The following is a 20554-nucleotide window of genomic DNA, read 5'->3' as shown; positions in this document are numbered from 1 at the left end:
TATACCCAAGACCTGTAAGTTGGGGAAAACGGCATAATCCACACTATCCACAGGGCAATCATAATCATCATCTTTTCTTTTCTTAATATTTTCTCTTAAAGAAGAAGGGCAGACAACAGGAGGCCCATGTGACCGATATTCTTGATTTGGTGCTCGACTACCTTTCCAACATGTATCTTTGGAACAAGTCGTTGCATGTGATGTCGGTTCTGGCGTGGATGGCAGGTCTGTTCTACCTGCCGCGGCTCTACGTCTATCACGTTGAAGGGCTAAAGAAGCAGGGCGTGACCCGCGGCAGCGACATGGATCTGCTGTTTCAGCATCAAGAACGCTTGCTGATGAAGGCGATCATGCATCCGGCGGCGATTTCGACCTGGTTCTTTGGGCTGTGCCTTGTGTTCACGCCGGGCATCGTCTGGTGGGATTCGATCTGGCCCTATGCGAAAGGGTTTGGGATCATCGCGATGACGATTTTCCATCTTTACCTTGCGAAGGCCCGTTTCAAATTCATCGATGGCACCAACAATCTGGCGGGCCGCCAATGGCGGATGATGAACGAAATTCCGACGCTGTTGATGGTGCTGATCGTCCTTGCCGTGATCTTGAAGTTCTGATCTGTCGGCGCGATCTGCGTTGTTTCATTGACTCGTGAGCCTTTTGGGCGTATCCGCGCCACAGCCCCGGCCGTCCGGCCGACCGGTTTTGCCCAGATATGACCCATGCTGCGCCGCGCCCTCGGGGCTGTGGCGCCTTTCGCGGATGGATGCGAGATGACCGAACGTTTGAACCTTTCCGATCTCAAGGCGAAAAGCCCCAAAGACCTTTTGGCGATGGCCGAGGAATGGGAGATTGAGAACGCCTCCACCATGCGCAAGGGCGAGATGATGTTCTCGATCCTGAAAGAGCATGCCGAGGATGGCGTTGAAATCGGCGGCGATGGCGTTCTGGAGGTTTTGCAAGACGGGTTTGGTTTTCTGCGCTCGCCCGAGGCGAACTATCTGCCGGGCCCGGATGATATCTATGTTTCGCCCGATATGATCCGCCAATACAGCCTGCGCACCGGCGATACCGTTTGGGGGATCATCCGTGCGCCCGGCGAGAACGAGCGGTATTTCGCGCTGACCGCCGTTGAAAAAATCAACTTCGAAGAGCCCGAGCGCGCGCGTCACAAGGTCAGCTTTGACAACCTGACCCCGCTTTACCCCGATGAGCGGCTGAAAATGGAGATCGAAGATCCCACCATCAAGGATCGCTCCGCCCGGATCATCGATCTGGTTGCGCCGATCGGGAAGGGGCAGCGGTCGCTGATCGTGGCGCCGCCGCGCACCGGGAAAACCGTTCTGTTGCAAAATATCGCGCATAGCATCGAGACGAACCATCCCGAATGCTATCTGATCGTTCTGCTGATCGACGAACGCCCCGAAGAGGTGACCGATATGCAGCGCTCGGTGAAAGGGGAGGTGATTTCCTCGACCTTCGACGAACCGGCCACCCGCCACGTTGCCGTGGCCGAGATGGTGATCGAAAAGGCCAAGCGTCTGGTTGAACATAAACGAGATGTTGTGATCTTGCTTGACTCGATCACAAGACTTGGACGCGCTTACAACACTGTTGTGCCCAGTTCGGGCAAAGTTCTGACCGGCGGTGTGGATGCCAACGCTTTGCAACGGCCCAAGCGTTTCTTTGGCGCGGCGCGGAATATCGAAGAGGGCGGCTCGCTCACCATCATCGCCACCGCGCTGATCGACACCGGTTCGCGGATGGACGAGGTGATCTTTGAGGAATTCAAAGGCACCGGCAACAGCGAGATCGTGCTGGACCGCAAAGTGGCCGACAAACGCGTTTTCCCGTCGATGGATATTCTCAAATCCGGCACCCGGAAAGAAGATTTGCTGGTGGCACAAAAAGACCTGCAAAAAACCTATCTGCTGCGCCGCATCCTGAACCCGATGGGCACCACAGATGCGATCGAATTCCTGATTTCCAAGCTCAAGCAGACGAAAACCAACGGCGAATTCTTCGATTCGATGAACGGCTAGGGTATCAAGGGCCGCGTTCTGGCACCCAAAGGGTTTTCGATGGAGACGATCTTCGCACAGGCCAGCGGCCGCGGCAAAGCGGGCGTGGCAGTTATTCGGCTTTCCGGGCCCCAAGCCTGGGAGGCCGTTTCCGCTTTGGCGGGGCGTTTGCCCGCGCCGCGTCAAGCTGGGCTGCGACGGCTAAGTTACGCGGGTGATTTTCTCGACGAGGCTTTGGTATTGTGCTTTGAAAAAGGCGCCAGTTTCACCGGGGAAGATTGCGCCGAATTGCAGGTGCATGGGGCGATGGCCACGGTGCAGGCGGTTTTGCAGGCATTGGCCGCACAACCGGGGCTGCGTTTGGCCGAGCCGGGCGAATTTACCCGCCGCGCGATGGAAAACGGGCGCCTGGATCTGTCACAAGTGGAAGGGCTTTCGGATTTGATCGAGGCCGAGACCGAGGCGCAGCGTAAGCAAGCCTTGGCGGTTCTATCGGGCGGGGTTGGTCAATTGGTCGAAGGCTGGCGGGCTAAGCTGGTCCGGGCTGCCGCGCTTTTGGAAGCGACGATCGATTTTGCCGATGAAGAAGTGCCCGAGGATGTCGGGCCCGAAGTTGGCGCGCTTTTGGCCGAGGTGCAGCGCGATTTGGCGCGCGAAGTGGGGCGGATTTCGGCTTCGGAACGCGTGCGCGAAGGGTTTGAGGTCGCCATTGTCGGCCGCCCGAACGCGGGAAAATCCACGCTTTTGAATGCATTGGCAGGGCGCGATGCGGCCATCACCTCAGAAATTGCCGGCACCACCCGCGATGTGATCGAAGTGCGGATGGATCTTGCCGGTCTGGCGGTGACGCTTTTGGACACCGCTGGTCTGCGCGAAACCGAAGATCGTGTCGAAGCGATTGGCGTGGAACGTGCGCTGCAGCGGGCCGAAGCCGCGGATCTGCGCGTGTTTTTGCTTGATGGCGATGATGTGCCTTTGCTGGTGCCAAAGCCCGAAGACCTGATTGTGCAGGGCAAGGCCGATTTGGCCACGGGGCAGGGGCTTTGCGTCTCCGGCAAAACCGGGGCAGGGCTGGACGAGCTGGTGCGCCTTCTGACCGCACGGCTCGCCGATCACGCGGCAGGCGCGGGGGTGATGACGCGCGAACGGCATCGCCATTGTTTGCTCCGCGCCCAAAATGCGCTAGATGCGGCACAAGCCGAGGTGGCGCTTGGGGCCGACCGGCTGGAATTGGCGGCGGAACATCTGCGCGACGCAGCGCGGGCGCTGGAATCTTTGCTGGGTCGGGTCGATGTCGAGGCGTTGCTCGATGAGATTTTCTCGAGCTTCTGCATCGGCAAGTGAGGAGTGTTTCACGTGAAACATTTTGATGTGATCGTGGTCGGAGGTGGCCATGCGGGCACCGAGGCGGCGCATGCCAGCGCCCGTGTCGGGGCAAAAACGGCGTTGATCACAATGCGCCGCACCGATCTGGGCGTGATGTCATGCAATCCGGCGATTGGCGGTTTGGGCAAAGGCCATCTTGTGCGCGAAATCGATGCGCTGGATGGTGTAATGGGGCAGGCGGCCGATCGCGCGGGGATTCAGTTTCGGCTGCTTAATCGCCGCAAAGGTCCGGCGGTGCAGGGGCCGCGCGCGCAAGCCGACCGCAAGCTTTACCGGGAGGCGATGGCATCGCTGACCGAGGCCCAAGGCAATTTGACCGTGATCGAGGGCGAGGTCACGGATCTGCGCTTGGACAATGGCAAGATCGCTGGGGTCGTTTTAGGAGACGGGGCCGAGGTGATGGCCGGTGCCGTCATCCTGACCACCGGGACATTTCTCAACGGCATTATGCATATTGGTGACCAGCGCTCCGAAGGGGGGCGGGTGGGCGATGCCCCCTCGATCCGGTTGGCGCAGCGGTTGCGCGATCTGGAACCTCGGATCGCGCGTCTGAAAACCGGCACCCCGCCGCGTTTGGATGGCCGCACGATCAACTGGGATATTTTGGAGATGCAGCCGGGGGATGACGATCCGGCTTTGTTCAGTTTCCTCAATCATGCGCCCTTTGTGCGCCAGATCGCCTGTGGCATTACCCATACCAATGAAGCGACGCATGAGGTGATTCGGGCCAACCTGCAACGCTCTGCGATGTATGGCGGCCATATCGAAGGGGTCGGGCCTCGATACTGCCCCTCAATCGAAGATAAGGTGGTGCGTTTCGCAGAGAAGACCGCACATCAGGTGTTTTTGGAACCCGAAGGGCTGGACGATCACACCGTCTATCCAAACGGGATCTCCACCTCCTTGCCGCAAGAGGTGCAGGAAGCCTATGTCCGGTCGATTCGCGGGTTAGAGGCGGTGCAAATCCTGCAGCCCGGCTACGCGATCGAATATGATTTCGTCGATCCGCGCGCGTTGACGCCGCGGTTAGAGGTGCAGGCGCAGCCGGGTCTGTTCCTTGCCGGGCAGATCAATGGCACAACGGGCTATGAGGAGGCAGCAGCACAAGGCTTGGTGGCTGGGCTGAATGCGGCCAACCAAGTTTTGGGGCGTGATCCGGTTATTTTTAGTCGGACCGATAGCTATATCGGCGTGATGATCGACGATCTGGTGACACGCGGTGTTTCGGAACCCTATCGTATGTTCACCTCGCGCGCTGAATTCCGTTTGGCTTTGCGCGCGGATAATGCCGATCAACGGCTGACGCCGCTGGGGATTGCCGCGGGCTGCGTCGGGCAGGCGCGTCGCACGGCCTTTGAGGCGAAGATGGAGGCGCTTTGCGCCGGGCGAGATGTTTTGCAATCTTTGGTGTTGACGCCAAAGCAAGCCAAAGAACGTGGTCTGCGGGTGAACCAAGATGGCACCAAGCGTTCGGCCTTCGAATTGCTGTCTTTCCCCGAGATTGATTTTGCAACCTTGGCGGCGGTGATGCCGGAATTGGCGGCGGTTCCGACAGCGGTGGCCGAACAGCTTTCGCGTGATGCGCTTTACGCGAATTACATCGAACGGCAGCGACAAGATGTCGAAGCGATGCGCCGCGACGAGCATTGGGAGATTCCGACCGATTTCGATTATGATGCGCTTCCGGGGCTGTCAAAAGAACTCCGCGGAAAATTCACCCGGGCGCGGCCGCAAACCTTGGCGCAAGCCGGGCGCGTCGATGGCGCGACGCCGGCGGCCTTGGCGTTGATCTTGGCGCATCTGCGGCAACAAAAGCGGGCAGCGGCGAAATGAGTGGGGCGGAACGCTTCACCGCGCAGATCGATGTTTCACGTGAAACATTGGAGCGGCTTCGCACGCTGGAAACGCTGTTAAAAAAATGGAATCCGGCGATCAACCTTGTGTCGGCGCAAACGCTCTACGATGTCTGGGGACGCCATTTCCTCGATTCGGCGCAGATTTTTCAATGTATCGACGCTCCGCCGGTAAGCTGGGCCGATCTGGGCAGTGGCGGCGGTTTTCCGGGTCTTGTGATCGGTATTCTGGCCAAAGAAAAATGGCCCGAGATGGCGCTGACCTTGGTCGAAAGCGATAAGCGCAAATCGGCATTTTTAATCAATGCGGCGCGTGAACTCGGCTTGGGTCTAAAGGTGAAGGCCGAGCGGATCGAAAAGGTCACGCCCCTCCAGGCCGATGTGGTTTCGGCGCGCGCGCTGGCCGCTTTGCCGAAACTTTTGGAGTTTGCCGCGCAACATCTAGGCCCCGATGGCACAGCGCTGTTTCCAAAAGGGGAGCGCTGGAAAGAGGAGGTTGCTTTGGCGCAGGCTTCATGGTCCTTTAGCTGTGAGCCGCGGACAAGCCTCACCGATCCGCAGGCGGTTGTCTTGAAAATCAGGGGTTTGGAACGTGTCTGATCCGACGCGGCCGCCGGGGCCGAGAATCATCGCAGTCGCAAACCAAAAGGGCGGGGTCGGAAAAACGACGACCACCATCAACCTTGCTGCGGCCTTGGCCGAACAGGGCCAGCGCATCCTGCTGGTCGATCTGGACCCGCAGGGCAATGCCTCCACCGGTTTGGGCGTGGAAACCAATGCACGGCGCTATTCGACTTATGATCTGATCTTCGGCGAGGCGCCGCTGTCGGATGTGATCCGCAAAACCGATTTTGACGGGCTTTGGATTTCACCGGCGACGACCGATCTTTCCTCTGCGGATATGGAGCTGGTGTCGGCGGAAAAGCGCAGCTACCTGCTGTATGACGCGCTGCGGCAGGTCGATATCGATGCTTGGGGCTTCGATTATGTTTTGATCGACTGCCCGCCGTCGCTGAACTTGCTAACGGTAAATGCGATGGTCGCGGCGCAATCGGTGTTGGTGCCCTTGCAGGCAGAGTTTTTCGCGCTGGAAGGTTTGTCGCAATTGATGCTGACGATCCGCGAAGTGCGCCAGAATGCGAACAAGGATCTGCGGATCGAGGGCATCGTGCTGACTATGTATGATGTGCGCAATAACCTGTCGCAGCAGGTGGAATCGGATGCGCGGGCGACGCTGGGCGAATTGGTGTTCCGCACGATGATCCCGCGCAATGTGCGGATTTCCGAGGCGCCTTCCTTTGCGTTGCCGGTGCTAAGCTATGACGGTTCGTCCAAAGGGGCGGTGGCCTATCGTCATCTGGCGCGGGAATTGTTGGCGCGGCATATGGGCACAAAAACAAAGGTGGCAGGATGAGCAAAAAGCCAGAACGGCGTGGGCTGGGGCGTGGACTCTCGGCCCTGATGGCAGATGTGCAATCGGCGGTCGAGGACACCGACGATACGCCAGTGCGGCGCGATATGCTGATCCCGATCGAACATATTGTGCCCAATCCGGACCAGCCGCGGCGCAGCTTTTCCGAAGAGGCACTGGAGGAATTGCGCGCCTCGATCGCGGAAAAGGGCGTGATCCAGCCGCTGATTGTGCGCCGGCACACCCAGAAAGCCGATCATTACGAGATTGTGGCGGGGGAACGCCGCTGGCGCGCCGCGCAATTGGCAAAATTGCACGAACTTCCGGTGATCGTTCGGGAGTTCACCGATACCGAGGTGCTGGAAGTCGCAATCATCGAAAACATCCAGCGGGCCGATCTGAACCCGTTGGAAGAGGCGATGGGCTATCGTCAATTGATGGATCGCTTTGGCCATACGCAAGAAAAGGTGGCCGAGGCGCTGTCGAAAAGCCGTAGCCATATTGCGAACTTGCTGCGTTTGCTGACCCTACCCGAAGAGGTGCAGGGCGCGTTGCGCGAAGGCAAGCTGAGCGCCGGGCATGCCCGCGCGCTGATCACGGCCGATGATCCGGTGCGCTTGGCACGCGAGGTGATCGACCGGGGCCTGTCGGTGCGCGAGGTTGAAAAGCTGGTCAAGGGCACTGGCCCCGTCGGCCAAAAAGGCGGTGCGCGCAGGCCCGGGGCAGGGGGCGCGGAAAAAGATGCCGACACTCGCGCGCTGGAGGCGGATCTTTCCGCGACCCTTGGCATGAAAGTCAGCATTGATCATGACGGGCAAGAAGGCGGACGGGTTAGCATCGCCTATAGCACGCTGGATGATCTGGATCGGCTTTGCCAGGCACTAAGCCAAGCGGGATAAAACACTTTATTTAGTGTATAAATGGCCAATAATAGTCATATTTTGTTATTGGCCTTCTTCACCGCCGCGGCTTTCAGCGTGCTGGCAATCTTGCCAAGGTTGTCATGTCGGCCCACCGCTTTGGCGGTACGAGCCTTTTGCGCATCAATCGGGGCCTGCATTTCCGCGATCAGATCGGTGATCTGTTTCTCGCGTCCGCGGCTCCAGGCGCTAAACTGCTCGGCCGATCGCGCCAGCATCAAGTTTTCCTGACCTTCCAGCCGCGCGGCTTTGGCCTGTTCGCCCAGCCGCGTGCGTTCGGCTTCAAGCCGCTGGCGCGCATGGGTCAGCTTGGCCAATTCTGCCATTTCGCGGTCGCGGACCATCGATGCCAGATCGGTCAGCGCGGTCAGCCGTTTGTGGCTCATCTACGGCCCCCTCTTTCCTTGGCGCGGCGGCGCATGTTTTCGGCAAAGCGGATTGCGGCGGCAACCGGGCGGTAATGCTCGGGCCGGATTTCCTCGCCCACTTCAACGCTGGCATGCAGTGCGCGCGCCGTTGGCGGGTCCGAATGGATCGGCACCGCGTTTTCAGCGGCCACTTCGCGGATACGCGCAGCAATTTCATCGACACCCTTGGCCACGCAGACCGGCGCGCGTTTCGCGCCACGTTCCCATTTCAGCGCGACCGCATAGTGGGTCGGGTTGACGATCACGACATCGGCGTTCGCAGCGTCGGACACCATCTGGCTGGTGGCAATTTCAATGGCCTTTTGCCGACGCTGCGCCTTGATATGAGGGTCCCCTTCGGATTGCTTCATCTCATCGGTGAGTTCTTTGCGGCTCATCCGGTTGCGGCGCATGAATTCGGCGCGTTGCCACAGGTAGTCGATGGCGCCGATCACGCCCGCCAAAAGCAGCATCAGCAGCAGAAATTCGACGATCATCTGCAAGAATTCCCCGGCAACAAGCGGGGCTTCGAATTGCTGCGTCATCAGCATGATCGGTAATTCGCGCAGCATGAAATAGCCCAGAATGACCGAGATGATCAAAAGCTTGACGAAGCTTTTGGCAAATTCGAACAGGCCTGAGCGGCCGAATTTCTGCTTGGCGTTGTGGATCGGGTCGATGCGGTTGAGTTTCGGCATCAGTTTGTCGGGTGCCACAACGATCGCGCGCTGCGCCACCAGCGCAACAATCACCGCTGCAGCCGGCAAAACGACCCAAGGTCCGACCGATAGCAGCAATTGAAAGAAAATCCCGCCCGCGACCGTGGGTCCGCCGCCCAGGATTTGCGCTGAAATCGTGTCTGCCTGATCTAGCAAGACACTGGCCCAAGTGCCGAAGCTCGTGAGCGAATAGACCCCAAAGGCCAGCGCGGTGACCACAAACCCCGCATAGACCGCAGCCACCGTGACCTCGGTCGATTTGACGATGTCACCCTTTCGTCGGGCTTCTTCGATCTTGTGGGGTGTTGGGTCGAATTCCTTTGATTCGTCGCTGTCTTCGCTCATAGGCGCACCTCAAACGGGTTGGACAGGAAGGTGACAAAGGCATCATGCCACACAATCAGCCCGCTGGGCATGGCGATCATCAAAAGCGCAAGCCCGCCAAGCGTCAGCGCGGGGGCACCGACAAAGGCCACCATCAATTGCGGCATGGCTTTGTTGATAGCCCCCAGCGCGATGTTATAGATCAGCCCGCCAATCACCAAAGGCGCGGCAATCGAAAAGCCCAAAGAAAAGGCCCGGGCGACGCCACTAAGCTCCCATTGTCGGATCAGATTGGCATCGGGAAAGACACCGGGTGGAAAAGCTTGATAAGAGCCGATGAAAATCTCGGTCACGCGGATATGCAGACCCATATTCACCGCCACAGCGAGCCCGGCCAGCACCAAAAGCTGACCCACCGCCGGCTGCGGCTCACCGGTTGTGCCGCCGAACAGTTGTGACAAAGAAACAGACTGCGCCGCCATCATGCCAGCGATTTGCAGGCACAAAACGAACAGCCGCATCGACATGCCAATTGCCAAGCCGATCAAGGTTTCGGCAAACAGCCAGACCGGGGTGGGCAGGCCCGGCTCGGGGCGGGTGATATAGGGCATTGCGCCGGGCAGAACGATCAGCGTGAAGGCCAGCGTCAGCACCAGTTTCACCCGCACCGGCACCAGCATTTCACCAAAGGCAGGCAGCACCAGCATCGCCCCGCCAACACGCAGGAAAACGATGAAACCGGTCCAGAGAAGCCCCTGAACCGATTGAAGCAGCTCTGCATAAAGCGGGTTCATGCGGGCACCACCCCCACCATCGAGGGTTTCGCATCCAGCCCGATTTCTTCAAAGCTGAGCACCGGCGCCGCGATCCCCTTGGCCCCCAGCACGGTCTTGAGGAACCGCCGCCGCCGGGTCGAGGTAACGATGGCGGGGAAAATCCCCGATTCCCCGGCGCGGGCCACCCGTTCGGCCACGTTATTGGCCAGCCGGTTGAACTTATCGGGCGGCAGGGCAACATCGGTTTGGCCGCGCTCGCCCGCGATCTGATAGGAAGAGAAAGTATCTTCCCATTCCGGTGCCAGTTGCAAAAGCGGCAAGGTGCCATCTTCGCGGCGGAATTCGGCGACCAGTTGGAAGCCGAGACGTTGGCGCACATGTTCGCAGATCGCTTCGGGCGAGTTCATGCCGCGCACCTCGGCAATCGCCTCGACAATCACCATCAGGTTGCGGATCGACACCCGCTCCTCTAGTAGCAGCCGCAGCACCGCCAGCAACAGATCGGTCGGCACTTTGTCGGGGATCAATTCGTCCAGCAGGCGCCGGTTGGCATCGGCGCGCACCGGATCGGACAGGTTGCACACCTCTTCCAGCAGGCGGCGCAGCGCGCGTAGGGTCATCAAGCGGCCAAAGTTGCGTTTGATCACCTCCAAAAGGTGGGTGGCCAGAACCTCGGTCGGGCTGACCACGGTCGATCCCGCCAGCGCGGCATCTTCTTGTTGCGAAGCGGGAAGCCAGCGCGCGGGCGCGCCATAGACCGGTTCGCGCACATCTTTGCCTTCGGGCAGGAAATCGCGGTTGTCCGAAATCAGCGCCAGCACCTGTTCGGGGAACAGCCGGTCTTTGGCCTGTTCCACACCCTGAATGCGGATGCGGTAGCACCCCGGCTCCAGCGTGGAATCATCGGTCAGGCGGATTTCGGGCAAAATCAGCCCGTAGCTTGCCGCCACATGGTTGCGCATGTTGGAAATGCGCGCATCCAGCCCGGTCGCCGGATCAAGCGCCATCGCCACAAGGTCGGGCGAAAACTCGACATGGATATCGTCGATATCCAGCACATCGCCGATCGATTTCTTTTTCTTTTCCTCGGCCGGGGCGGGCATTTTCATCGCCTCGCGTGCGGCCTTCTTGGCGGTGCTTCGCTGCACCATGATGGATGTGCCAATCAAGACGCTGGCGCCGAACATGAAGGGCAGGAAGGGCAGGCCCGGCACCAGCGCGAAAAGCGCCATCAAGATGCCAACGGTCATCAGCGCCGAGGGATAGCGCGAAAGCTGCTCAAACAGCGCCGCATCGGTGGAGCCTTTCGCCCCACCGCGCGACAGCAAGATCGCCGACCCGATGGAAATGATCACGGCGGGGATCTGGCTTACAAGGCCGTCGCCAACGGTCAGGATCGCATAGGTTTCCAAGGCGCGATCAAGTGGCATTCCATGCACGACAGAACCGATGATCAGCCCGACGATCAGGTTCAGAAGCGTGATCAAAAGTCCGGCAATGGCATCGCCCTTAACAAACTTCGATGCACCATCGAGTGAGCCGAAGAAGGTCGTTTCCGCCTGTTCCTTTTCGCGCCGCGCCCGGGCCTCGGCATGATCGATGGCGCCCGCATTCATATCGCTGTCGATGGCAAGCTGTTTGCCCGGCATCGCGTCCAGGGCAAAGCGCGCGCCCACTTCGGCCATCCGGCCCGCGCCTTTGGTGATCACGATGAAGTTGACGATCAAGATAACCGTAAAGACGACCAGCCCGATCATCACCGAGCCACCCATGATGAAATTGGCAAAGCCTTCGATCACCTCGCCCGCCGCGCCGGTGCCGGTATGACCTTGGCCGACGATCAGCTTGGTCGAGGTGACGTTCAGCGACAGCCGCAGCATCAGCGAGGCCAGAAGCACCGTCGGAAAGGCAGAAAAATCGAGCGGACGCTCGATGAACAGGGTGACGGTAAAGATCAGGATGGCAAGGGCGAAAGACACCGCCAAGCCCACATCCAGCACCCAGCTTGGCACCGGCATGATCATCATCACGATCACCGCCATCAGCGCCAACGCCAACAGGATCGTGGGCTGGAAGATCGTTTGCAACGTCAGTTTCGGCATTAGTTGCCCTCACCTTTGTTCAGCGACATGGCAAAAAGGCTCGCGCCCGGTGCCGCCCCCAAGGGCGGCGACACGGTGCCAGAGCGTTGCAGCAGCGGATAATTGTTCACACGCGGCGGTCTTTGCGGCGCGGCGGGGCCGTTCAAAGCCGCGACGATATCGGGTATTTCCGGAATATCGCCTGTCGCGGGTTGTTGCATTTGCGGCAGCGGCTGTTGAAGGCTGACATCGTTCAGCGCCACCGCCTCCATCGCGCCATCGGCGGCCAAAAAGCGCTGGCGCAATTCGGCAAAACGGGCGGTATAGCGGTCTGCATATTCCTTGGTGCGCGAATGATAGGCCCCCGCCGCGCCATTCCACGAGCCTTTTTCGTTATAAAGCTCGGTCAGGAATTTCGCGGCATAAAGCGCGTTCGAAAGCGGGTCGAACATCTCATCGATCGAGGTAAAATGCTGGTTGTGCCATTTGTAATTGATCTGAAAGCAGCCCACGTCGAAGCTGCGCGCCCCGCGCTTGAATTCCTTGAATACATAGGCGCGCGCTTCATCAAGCGTGTCGAACCAATGCCCGGCGCCTTCCATGTTCACGGTCCAAGGCCAAGGGCGCAGTTTGCCCTCGATCCGTTTGCCGGTTTCGGTCAGCGAAATCGCCTTAAGAACAGAGACCGGCACGCCGCTGCGTCTTGCGGCTTCTTCGGCGACTCGTTCACAGGTGGCCGAAATTGTGGTTGCCGAGTCGGACGCAGCCAAGGGCAGCGCCGTGAACCCCACGCAAAGCATGGAAAATAATGATAAAAGCCAAACTTTTGGCATGGGCTTCACCCTTCGATCAGCAGTTCTTGCTGAGGGTGAACCTAGGCAAAGAAGGTTTATAACCGGTAATCAACGCCCCGAATTCGGGGGTTAAGGCCGCAGCGCTTCAAGGTATTTTTGGTGCAAAACGGGGTTTGCCACCAACAGCCCGTCGGCCCGTGCCGAGGGGGTGTTGAAACACAAGGGCGCGCCCGTCCGGTCGGTGGTGATGGCGCCCGCGCGCTCGGCAATCAGGCTTGCCGCGGCCACATCCCATTCCCACGCTTGGCGCAACGACAGGCTGGCATCGAAACGGCCCTCAGCAACAAGGCAAAGACGCCATGCAAGCGAGGGGCGAAAGCTGCGTTTGTAGCTGGGGCGCGGACCGCGCCAATGAAACGGCTCATCCACCGCGCGCACGGTCAAAAGTGAACTGTTATCAAGGTCTTGGGTTGCTCCGGTCTGGATAGGTTGGCCATCCAGAAGCGCAGGGCCCGTGCGGGTGGCGGCATAGGTTTGGTGCAGCGCGGGCAGATGCACGACCCCCGCCACAACCTTGCCCGCCTCGACCACCGCAATCGCATGGGCAAAGCCCGGCTCATTGGCCAAAAAGGCGCGCGTGCCATCAATCGGGTCAACCACGAACAGCCGTTTGGTCGACAGTCGGGACGGGTCATCTTGGCTTTCTTCGGATAGCCAACCGTAATCTGGGCGCGCGTCGCGCAAAATCTCGGCCAAAAGGTCGTTCACCGCCAGATCGGCCTCGGAGACCGGTCCGGCACCGCAGTCCTTTTCCCATGCCGTGGGGGCGCGCTTCCAATACCGCAGCGCCAGCGCCCCGGCGGCCCGTGCAGCCTCGGTCAAAAGCGCCAGATCGGCGTTGAAATCAGGCCCCGGCAAGGGTCAATCCCTCCAGCAAGAGCGAGGGCACAACATGGCTTAAATGCGTCCGGGCGTCATTCGCGGGGGTGATGGCGCGCAGCATTTCATGCAGGTTGCCCGCCACGGTGCATTCATTCACCGGATAGCGGATTTCCCCGCCCTCTACCCAAAAGCCATTGGCCCCGCGTGAATAATCCCCGGTTGTCGGGTTGATCGTCGCACCGATGAACGAGGTGATCAGCAACCCGGTGCCCATGTCGCGCAGCAAATCCTCGCGCGTGCGTGTGCCTTGCGTCAGCGCCACATTGCCGGTGGTCGGGCTGGGGGCCGATGTTGTTCCACGTGAAGCGCTGGCCGTGCTTTCCATGCCCAGTTTGCGCGCCGTGGCCAGATCCAGTGTCCAACCCGTCAAAATCCCGTTTTCCACAATTGCCCGGCGTCGCGTCGGCAGACCCTCGGCATCAAACGGGCGCGAGCCCGACACGCGTGGGCGGAACGGGTCTTCGATCAGGCTCAGCTCTTTGGGCAAAACCTGCGTGCCCAGCCCATCGCGCAACCACGAGGCGCCACGCGCAATCGCCGTGCCGTTGATCGCGGACAGCAAATGCCCGATCAGGCTGGAGGCGACACGTTCATCGACCAGCACCGGATAGGCGCCGGTTTTCGGACGGCGCGGGTTCGCACGGGCCACGGCACGTTCGCCCGCCAAGCGCCCGATGGTTTCGGCTGCGGGCAAATCGGCTTGAAAAACGCGCGATTCCGCAGCCCAGTCGCGCTCCATCCCGCTGCCTTCGCCCGAGATGGCCACCGCCGAGACAGAGCGCGAAGTACGCTCATACCCGCCGGAAAAACCGTTGGAATTGGCAAAATGCACCCTGCGCCCGGACCAAGAGGCCGAGGCCGATTGCACCTGTGCCACACCAGCGACGGCCAAGGCGGCACTTTCGGCGCCTCGGGCATCGTCTTCCAGTGCGGCGGGGGCAGGCTCTGCGCTGGGATCAGCAATTTCATAGGCCGCAATGTCCCAATCCGTCGCAAATTGCGCGGGATCGGCGAGCCCGGCATAGGGATCATTCGGCGCCTCACGCGCCATCGCCACGGCGCGTTCCGCCATATCCGCCATGGTGCGCGCGGAAATGTCAGACGCGGCAACGCAGGCCTGCCGCCCGCCCATCAGCACCCGCAGGCCAATTTCCACGCCTTCGGAGCGTTCGGCCTGCTCCAGCGCGCCGCCGCGCACATCAATCGCCACCGCGCGGCCGTCGACCGCCAGTGCATCGGCGGCCTCGGCCCCCGCCGTTTTGGCGGCATCGAGCAAAGCTTGGGTCAGGTCGGACAGGATTGGGGGCATGGGATCCTCAAGTGAAAAGCCGCCCGGTGTCGATCGGGCGGCTTGGGAATAGGGGCGCTACGTTACTGGATCGGCTGGCCGTTGGCGAAAATGCGCCCGCCTTCCTTGAACTCGATGGTCGAGGTCATCAGGTCTTCGCCTTTGGGCACCGCGTAAAGGCCCATCATCATCTTGGCGAACATCACCTGATCTTGCGGCATCATCCCCATCGCGACGAGCCCATCCATCAGCTTGTTCGCGCCCGACAATTGCAGGTCGATCGCGCCAATCGGCATTGGCATACCCATCGAATTGTCAAAGGTCAGTGCGCCTTTGCCGCTCAGATCCGCGCCCGCGACGGTCAGTTGCAGCTTGTTCACATCAAGGCTTTCCATTTCGATCGGCGGCACCGGCGATTGCGCCGCTTCGGGCGAATACAGATCCATCAAAGCTTTGGCCTTCCCGCTCAAATCAACCACCAGCGTGGCGGGGCCGTGGCCCAGATGGCCTTGCGGGTCGAACATGGCCCAAAGCTGGTCGGACACGGTCAGCCCGTCGAGCACGATCTTGGCGGTGACGGGTTGGGCGTCGGGCGTGGCCGAAAGCGGCAGGGCAAGGTCGATCTCGCTGCGTTCGATCTGCGCCGAAACCGGCATCGGGAATTGCGCGGTTTGCACCGAAAGCGAGGTGCCTTCGCCCGCAACCATATAGCGGAACGCGTCGCTACCCAGCGCGACGGCTGTCTGCCCGCCTTGTGATGTGCCCGAAATATTAACCGGCCCGTCTTCGGTCACGGCTTCCATCGCATAGGTCGCGCCGCCATAGCTGATGGTCATATCGGTGCGCAGACCCATACCAATGGCCGCGCCCATTTCGGTGGTGTCAGCGCCTTCGGGCATCACATTCTCGCCCCGGATCGCCAGATCGGTGACAGACACATCGGCCTGCACATCGGTGCCTTCTTCCGGGTCGGTTCCGGTCATATGCAGCGTCAGCCCAGTGGCCTTAAGATCGGTTTTCATCGCTTGGCCGGCGGCATCGGCGGTCACTTGCTGAGTGCCGGCAAGGCCGGTCATCTGCATTGCAAGCGCGACCGGCTCGGCATTGGCCGTGCTGGCCTCTGTCATCACTTCAAGCGAAATCGCGGGCGCATCCACAAGGTAGGACATCGCCTCGGGCGTGCCAGACACCACCGCCGTTGCTCCGGTTTTGCGAATGATGATCTGGGCAGTTTCCGGCCCTTGCGGCGTCTGCGCGATATTGGTGCCGGTGATGTCCCCCTCGACCGAGGCTTTGACCGTGCCATCGCCCTGATCGCGCAGCATCAGCGCGGGGACATTAAGAACCGTCGTCGCGCTTTCGGGGCCGTCATCCGCCGCCATCTCAGAGGTAAAGGTCACATCGCGGATTGCGAGCGTGTCGCCTTCACGCGCGACGCTGCCGGGGCTAACCTCAAAACCATAGGATGCATATTGCTTTTGCCAGCTTTCCCAGACCTGCTCGGGCGTGACATCCGCGCGCAGGGCCGTGGTGCTTAGAAGAAGGGTGAAGAATGCCGTGGTGCCAGCGGACCGGAGCCGTGCCATAAGGGACCTCTTGTGGAAAACGGATTGGCGCATCCTCGGTCGCGCGTTGGCAATGGTCAAGGGGATAAGGGCTTGCTAGGAGAGAGCAGGCAATCGAGGAGAGTGCGATGATCCATGTGAAACAGTCCGAGGGCATCTGGACGGTAACGATCGACCGCCCCGAGAAGGCCAATTCGCTAACCCGCGAGATGTTGGTGCAAATCATTGAGGCGGCCGAAGCCGCCGAACGTGCCGATGCGCATGCCTTCATCTTGCGTGGTAACGGCAAAGTGTTTTCCGCAGGCGCCGATCTGGATGAGGCGCGCGCGGGTTTGGCAACCGATTGGGTTTGGGAAAAGCTCTCTGGGGCGATTTCCTCTTTGCATTGCCTGACGATTGCGGCGCTGAATGGCACGCTGGCGGGGGGCGCGATCGGCATGGCGGTGGCCTGCGATCTGCGCATCGCGGTGCCCGAGGCGAAAATCTTCTATCCGGTGATGAAGCTTGGCTTCCTGCCGCAGCCCTCTGATCCGAAGCGTTTGGCCAATCTGGTTGGGCCGTCGCGTGCGAAAATGATCCTGATGGCGGGGCAAAAAATCACCGCGCAAGAAGCCCTGTCTTGGGGGCTGGTGGATCGGATCGTTGCGCCCGAAGGCTTTGATGCGGAGCTGGAAACCTTGGTGGCCGATGTTAAAGTGGCCGATCCGGCGCATATCGCCTCGATCAAAGTTTTGATCTAGGGTCCGCAACACGAAAACGCCCGGGCAGATCCCGGGCGTTGGAATAGGACGCAGGTATCAGCCGTAAACGGCTTCCTTGTGGAAATGCTTGACCAGCATGTAATAGACCACAGCGCGGTATTTATGCGGATTTGACCGGCCATAGGCTTCGATCACCGCGTCAATCGCATCGTCGAGGTCTGGCCCGTCTTTCAGGCCAAGTTTCTTGACGAGGAAATTTTTGCGCACGGTTTCCAGCTCTGATTTTTGCGTGCCTGCGACGGTTTCCGCATCGGCGTCGTAAATGGCCGGGCCGCAGCCGATTGTGACCTTGGTCAGCAAATCCATATCCGGTTCCATGCCGCATTTGCTTTTCAGGTCTTCGGCATATTTCGCGATCAATTCATCCCGTTTGCCCATGTCTCTCTCCCTTCCCGCTGTTGCGAGCCCCTGATGATGGTCGGCAAAGCCTAAGCCGCGCAGGGGCGTGAACAAAGAAAATTCTTGGCAGGGTCAGAAGGGAAAGGCGCAAATTAGGGCGCCAGAATGAAAAACGGGGCCCTTTGGGGCCCCGTTTCGATCTGTGATCCGGTTGGGATCAATAGCGGTAATGTTCCGGCTTATACGGGCCTTCGACCTTAACGCCGATGTACTCGGCTTGATCGGGGCGCAGCTCGGACAGTTTCACGCCGATCTTTTTCAGATGCAGGCGGGCCACTTTTTCATCCAGCGCTTTGGGCAGGATATAGACGCCGGGTTGGTATTCCTCGCCCTTGGTCCACAGCTCGATTTGCGCCAGCACCTGGTTGGTGAACGAGGCCGACATCACAAAGCTCGGGTGGCCCGTGGCGTTGCCAAGGTTCAACAGACGCCCTTCGGACAGAAGGATGATCCGGCTGCCCGAGGGCATTTCGATCATATCCACCTGATCCTTGATGTTGGTCCATTTGTGGTTTTTCAGCGCAGCGACTTGGATTTCGTTGTCGAAGTGGCCAATGTTGCCGACGATCGCCATATCCTTCATCTCGCGCATATGCTCGATGCGGATCACGTCCTTGTTGCCGGTGGTGGTGATGAAGATATCGGCATCCGACACCACATCTTCCAACGTCACGACTTCGAACCCATCCATCGCCGCTTGCAGCGCGCAGATCGGATCCACTTCGGTGACTTTGACGCGCGCGCCAGCACCCGCAAGCGAGGCCGCCGAGCCTTTGCCCACATCGCCATAGCCGCAGACGACGGCCACTTTGCCCGCCATCATCACATCGGTGGCGCGGCGGATGCCATCGACCAGCGATTCCTTACAGCCATATTTGTTGTCGAACTTCGACTTGGTAACGCTGTCGTTTACGTTGATCGCCGGGAAGGGCAGCAGGCCTTTTTTGTGCAGGTCATAAAGACGGTGCACGCCGGTGGTGGTTTCTTCCGAAACGCCCTTGATCGCTTCGCGCTGCTTGGTGAACCAGCCGGGGGTTTCCACCATGCGCTTTTTGATCTGGTTGAACAGGCACACTTCCTCTTCTGAGGTGGGCGTGGCGATCAGATCGGTTTCCCCCGCTTCGACGCGCGCGCCAAGCAAGATGTAAAGCGTCGCATCCCCGCCATCGTCGAGGATCATGTTGCAGGTGCCTTCCTCGAACTGGAAGATCTTGTCGGTGTAGGACCAGTATTCCTCAAGGCTTTCGCCTTTCACCGCAAAGACCGGCGTGCCGCCCGCAGCAATCGCAGCGGCGGCGTGGTCTTGGGTCGAGAAGATGTTGCACGAGGCCCAGCGCACATCCGCGCCCAGCGCCTTGAGGGTTTCAATCAGCACGGCGGTTTGAATCGTCATGTGCAGCGAGCCGGCGATGCGGGCACCTTTGAGCGGCTTGCTGTCGCCGAATTCTTCGCGGCAAGCCATCAGGCCCGGCATTTCGGTTTCGGCAATATCGAGTTCCTTGCGACCGTAGTCGGCCAGCTTGATATCCTTGACGATGTAATCGACCATTACGCCTTCCTTTTAAATTTCGGTTGGCGCTGTCTACCATTCAATCACCCTTACAGCAATGTAGCTGTCGTCGCGCCTTTATCCGGCCTGCAAAAACCCTTCGGATTCCAGAAGTGCGACGGGGTTCGTGCTGCTTTTCCAGTCAATGCCAGAGGAAACGACGCAGGCCACACCATCGGCGCGGGTATAGACTGCCGTCCAGGTTCCCATCAGATCAGAGGCCCAAAGCGTCACCGCGCGCTCCCCGGGCAGCGGGGATTTGACCCGCGGATGTTCGCCAAAATCATGGGACAGCGTGGCCGCGACCGCTGGTTGCCGGTCGCAATAGGGCACATCGGGCGATTGCGCGGCGCCGGTTTCCTCGATCGCGTCAAAGACGCTTAGATCGCCATAAGCGATATCGGGGCCCAGATCGTCCATCGGGCGGCCCATCCCCTCGGGCAGTGCCGTCATCCGTGCCTGCGCGTTGGACCGGCTGATTTCATCGGGATCGATGCTGGAAAAGGCGACCGTCACCGGGGCCAGCACGGTCACCGAGACAAGGCTCGCGGCGGCGATGATCTTTGTGCTGTGGATCGACATGGAAGGCCCCCTTTCGATGGCATGGTCGAAAGAGAAACGTCAGATGCAGCTTTGTGGTTCCCTGTGCCGTTTACAGCCCGGCGCGCTTTGGCTAGCAGAGGGCAGGTTTTGGAGGGTGGCATGAAACGGGCGTGGCAACGGATGCTTTCGGGGCGCAGGTTGGATCTGCTGGACCCGACGCCAATGGATATCGAAATCGAGGATATCGCCCATGGGCTGGCTTTCGTGGCGCGCTGGAATGGGCAAACTGTGGGCGATTATGCCTATTCCGTGGCCGAGCATTCGATCTTGGTCGAAGAGTTGTTCGCGCGCATGAATCCGGGCATAGGCGCGCGTTGGCGGCTGGCGGCGCTTCTGCATGACGCGCCCGAATATGTGTTGGGCGATATGATCAGCCCGGTGAAGGCGGCGATTGGTGACGGCTATGGCGAGTTGGATGCCCGGCTGACGGCGGCGGTGCATCTGCGCTTTGGTCTGCCTGCCGCGCTGCCCGCCCCGATCAAGAAAGCGATCAAGGCTGCCGATACGGTTTCGGCCCGGCTTGAGGCCGAGCAGATCGCCGGTTTTTCAAAAACGGAAGCGGATCGGATCTTTGGCAAGGTTGATCCGGTGCTGGTGCGGGGCATGGCCATTCGCCTGCGCCCGCCCGCCGAGGTGCGCACAGAGTTTACCGCGCGCTACCAACTGCTTTTGGCCACGCTTAGCGGTTGAATTTATATTCGCCCGCCTTGCGCGCACGCGGCGCATAACCGCCGATGGCCAGTTGCATCACTTCGCCA

At 60.1% G+C, this 20554-nt stretch carries 20 protein-coding genes; 9 read left to right on the top strand and 11 right to left on the bottom strand.

The window, feature by feature from the left end; all coding sequences use genetic code 11:
• The first annotated feature begins 170 nt into the window (after positions 1-170).
• The 7 genes from CKO11_RS06525 (at position 171) to CKO11_RS06495 (ending at position 7567) form a co-directional block, all read left to right on the top strand.
• Complete coding sequence (locus tag CKO11_RS06525) at positions 171-614, top strand: CopD family protein (protein WP_223634946.1); 444 nt, start codon at positions 171-173, stop codon at positions 612-614.
• 156 nt (positions 615-770) lie between these two features.
• Positions 771-2039 (top strand): transcription termination factor Rho, encoded by a 1269-nt coding sequence (gene rho, locus CKO11_RS06520; protein ID WP_223634786.1) that lies wholly within the window; start codon positions 771-773, stop codon positions 2037-2039.
• A gap of 39 nt (positions 2040-2078) precedes the next feature.
• Entirely contained in the window at positions 2079-3362 is a 1284-nt protein-coding gene (mnmE, locus tag CKO11_RS06515; RefSeq protein WP_223634769.1) for a tRNA uridine-5-carboxymethylaminomethyl(34) synthesis GTPase MnmE, read from the top strand.
• Positions 3363-3365: 3 nt separating this feature from the next.
• Complete coding sequence (mnmG, locus tag CKO11_RS06510; protein WP_223634766.1) at positions 3366-5237, top strand: tRNA uridine-5-carboxymethylaminomethyl(34) synthesis enzyme MnmG; 1872 nt, start codon at positions 3366-3368, stop codon at positions 5235-5237.
• The gene (gene rsmG, locus CKO11_RS06505) at positions 5234-5857 is read left to right on the top strand and encodes a 16S rRNA (guanine(527)-N(7))-methyltransferase RsmG (protein ID WP_223634763.1); all 624 of its coding nucleotides are present in this window, start codon (positions 5234-5236) and stop codon (positions 5855-5857) included. Before mnmG ends, rsmG begins: the two co-directional genes overlap by 4 nt.
• Positions 5850-6671: a ParA family protein gene (locus CKO11_RS06500; protein ID WP_223634760.1), complete on the top strand. Its 822-nt coding sequence runs from the start codon at positions 5850-5852 to the stop codon at positions 6669-6671. Before rsmG ends, CKO11_RS06500 begins: the two co-directional genes overlap by 8 nt.
• Positions 6668-7567: a ParB/RepB/Spo0J family partition protein gene (locus tag CKO11_RS06495; protein ID WP_223634756.1), complete on the top strand. Its 900-nt coding sequence runs from the start codon at positions 6668-6670 to the stop codon at positions 7565-7567. Before CKO11_RS06500 ends, CKO11_RS06495 begins: the two co-directional genes overlap by 4 nt.
• A gap of 35 nt (positions 7568-7602) precedes the next feature.
• On the opposite strand, the gene CKO11_RS06490 is transcribed toward CKO11_RS06495, so the two are convergent.
• The 8 genes from CKO11_RS06490 to CKO11_RS06455 all read right to left on the bottom strand — a co-directional run bounded on the left by CKO11_RS06490 (position 7603) and on the right by CKO11_RS06455 (position 16505).
• Complete coding sequence (locus CKO11_RS06490; RefSeq protein ID WP_223634752.1) at positions 7603-7974, bottom strand: hypothetical protein; 372 nt, start codon at positions 7972-7974, stop codon at positions 7603-7605.
• Entirely contained in the window at positions 7971-9059 is a 1089-nt protein-coding gene (flhB, locus tag CKO11_RS06485; RefSeq protein WP_223634748.1) for a flagellar type III secretion system protein FlhB, read from the bottom strand. The genes CKO11_RS06490 and flhB overlap by 4 nt, the downstream gene beginning before the upstream one ends.
• Complete coding sequence (locus CKO11_RS06480) at positions 9056-9832, bottom strand: flagellar biosynthetic protein FliR (RefSeq protein WP_223634745.1); 777 nt, start codon at positions 9830-9832, stop codon at positions 9056-9058. The genes flhB and CKO11_RS06480 overlap by 4 nt, the downstream gene beginning before the upstream one ends.
• Entirely contained in the window at positions 9829-11916 is a 2088-nt protein-coding gene (gene flhA, locus CKO11_RS06475; RefSeq protein ID WP_223634742.1) for a flagellar biosynthesis protein FlhA, read from the bottom strand. Before flhA ends, CKO11_RS06480 begins: the two co-directional genes overlap by 4 nt.
• Positions 11916-12728, bottom strand: coding sequence for a transglycosylase SLT domain-containing protein (locus CKO11_RS06470; protein WP_223634739.1), 813 nt, complete (start codon positions 12726-12728; stop codon positions 11916-11918). The genes flhA and CKO11_RS06470 overlap by 1 nt, the downstream gene beginning before the upstream one ends.
• Before the next feature lie 90 nt (positions 12729-12818).
• Positions 12819-13607: a 3'(2'),5'-bisphosphate nucleotidase CysQ gene (locus CKO11_RS06465; protein ID WP_223634732.1), complete on the bottom strand. Its 789-nt coding sequence runs from the start codon at positions 13605-13607 to the stop codon at positions 12819-12821.
• Positions 13594-14940, bottom strand: a complete 1347-nt coding sequence (locus CKO11_RS06460) for a TldD/PmbA family protein (RefSeq protein WP_223634720.1) — start codon at positions 14938-14940, stop codon at positions 13594-13596. The genes CKO11_RS06465 and CKO11_RS06460 overlap by 14 nt, the downstream gene beginning before the upstream one ends.
• Before the next feature lie 62 nt (positions 14941-15002).
• Positions 15003-16505 carry a DUF2125 domain-containing protein gene (locus CKO11_RS06455; RefSeq protein ID WP_223634718.1) on the bottom strand — a complete coding sequence of 501 codons (1503 nt, stop codon included), beginning with the start codon at positions 16503-16505 and terminating at the stop codon, positions 15003-15005.
• A gap of 107 nt (positions 16506-16612) precedes the next feature.
• Between CKO11_RS06455 and CKO11_RS06450 the strand changes: the two genes are divergently transcribed.
• Complete coding sequence (locus tag CKO11_RS06450) at positions 16613-17224, top strand: enoyl-CoA hydratase/isomerase family protein (protein ID WP_223634716.1); 612 nt, start codon at positions 16613-16615, stop codon at positions 17222-17224.
• 57 nt (positions 17225-17281) lie between these two features.
• Here CKO11_RS06450 and CKO11_RS06445 read toward each other — a convergent pair whose 3' ends face one another.
• The 3 genes from CKO11_RS06445 to CKO11_RS06435 form a co-directional block, all read right to left on the bottom strand.
• Positions 17282-17623 (bottom strand): DUF2853 family protein, encoded by a 342-nt coding sequence (locus CKO11_RS06445; protein WP_223634714.1) that lies wholly within the window; start codon positions 17621-17623, stop codon positions 17282-17284.
• A 178-nt stretch (positions 17624-17801) separates the two neighbouring features.
• Positions 17802-19193 carry an adenosylhomocysteinase gene (ahcY, locus tag CKO11_RS06440; protein WP_223634713.1) on the bottom strand — a complete coding sequence of 464 codons (1392 nt, stop codon included), beginning with the start codon at positions 19191-19193 and terminating at the stop codon, positions 17802-17804.
• Between the two features lie 78 nt (positions 19194-19271).
• Positions 19272-19775, bottom strand: coding sequence for a hypothetical protein (locus CKO11_RS06435; RefSeq protein WP_223634710.1), 504 nt, complete (start codon positions 19773-19775; stop codon positions 19272-19274).
• A gap of 120 nt (positions 19776-19895) precedes the next feature.
• On the opposite strand from CKO11_RS06435, the gene CKO11_RS06430 reads away from it, so the two are divergent.
• Entirely contained in the window at positions 19896-20486 is a 591-nt protein-coding gene (locus tag CKO11_RS06430) for an HD domain-containing protein (RefSeq protein WP_223634706.1), read from the top strand.
• Positions 20487-20554 lie beyond the last annotated feature (68 nt).

Origin of the sequence: Rhodobacter sp. TJ_12, assembly GCF_020023995.1 — a bacterium.
In the GTDB taxonomy this organism is placed as follows: domain Bacteria; phylum Pseudomonadota; class Alphaproteobacteria; order Rhodobacterales; family Rhodobacteraceae; genus Rhodobacter.
The sequence above is the reverse complement of the archived record's forward strand: the minus strand, read 5'-3'. Positions and strand labels throughout refer to the sequence as shown.

Excerpts from the sequence above, each read along its gene's own strand:
- CKO11_RS06525 (WP_223634946.1), top strand. The coding sequence starts at position 171 with ATGTATCTTTGGAACAAGTCGTTGCATGTGATGTCGGTTCTGGCGTGG.
- rho (WP_223634786.1), top strand. The coding sequence starts at position 771 with ATGACCGAACGTTTGAACCTTTCCGATCTCAAGGCGAAAAGCCCCAAA.
- mnmE (WP_223634769.1), top strand. The coding sequence starts at position 2,079 with ATGGAGACGATCTTCGCACAGGCCAGCGGCCGCGGCAAAGCGGGCGTG.
- rsmG (WP_223634763.1), top strand. The coding sequence starts at position 5,234 with ATGAGTGGGGCGGAACGCTTCACCGCGCAGATCGATGTTTCACGTGAA.
- CKO11_RS06495 (WP_223634756.1), top strand. The coding sequence starts at position 6,668 with ATGAGCAAAAAGCCAGAACGGCGTGGGCTGGGGCGTGGACTCTCGGCC.
- CKO11_RS06490 (WP_223634752.1), bottom strand. The coding sequence starts at position 7,974 with ATGAGCCACAAACGGCTGACCGCGCTGACCGATCTGGCATCGATGGTC.
- flhB (WP_223634748.1), bottom strand. The coding sequence starts at position 9,059 with ATGAGCGAAGACAGCGACGAATCAAAGGAATTCGACCCAACACCCCAC.
- CKO11_RS06480 (WP_223634745.1), bottom strand. The coding sequence starts at position 9,832 with ATGAACCCGCTTTATGCAGAGCTGCTTCAATCGGTTCAGGGGCTTCTC.
- flhA (WP_223634742.1), bottom strand. The coding sequence starts at position 11,916 with ATGCCGAAACTGACGTTGCAAACGATCTTCCAGCCCACGATCCTGTTG.
- CKO11_RS06470 (WP_223634739.1), bottom strand. The coding sequence starts at position 12,728 with ATGCCAAAAGTTTGGCTTTTATCATTATTTTCCATGCTTTGCGTGGGG.
- CKO11_RS06460 (WP_223634720.1), bottom strand. The coding sequence starts at position 14,940 with ATGCCCCCAATCCTGTCCGACCTGACCCAAGCTTTGCTCGATGCCGCC.
- CKO11_RS06455 (WP_223634718.1), bottom strand. The coding sequence starts at position 16,505 with ATGGCACGGCTCCGGTCCGCTGGCACCACGGCATTCTTCACCCTTCTT.
- CKO11_RS06450 (WP_223634716.1), top strand. The coding sequence starts at position 16,613 with ATGATCCATGTGAAACAGTCCGAGGGCATCTGGACGGTAACGATCGAC.
- CKO11_RS06445 (WP_223634714.1), bottom strand. The coding sequence starts at position 17,623 with ATGGGCAAACGGGATGAATTGATCGCGAAATATGCCGAAGACCTGAAA.
- ahcY (WP_223634713.1), bottom strand. The coding sequence starts at position 19,193 with ATGGTCGATTACATCGTCAAGGATATCAAGCTGGCCGACTACGGTCGC.
- CKO11_RS06435 (WP_223634710.1), bottom strand. The coding sequence starts at position 19,775 with ATGTCGATCCACAGCACAAAGATCATCGCCGCCGCGAGCCTTGTCTCG.
- CKO11_RS06430 (WP_223634706.1), top strand. The coding sequence starts at position 19,896 with ATGAAACGGGCGTGGCAACGGATGCTTTCGGGGCGCAGGTTGGATCTG.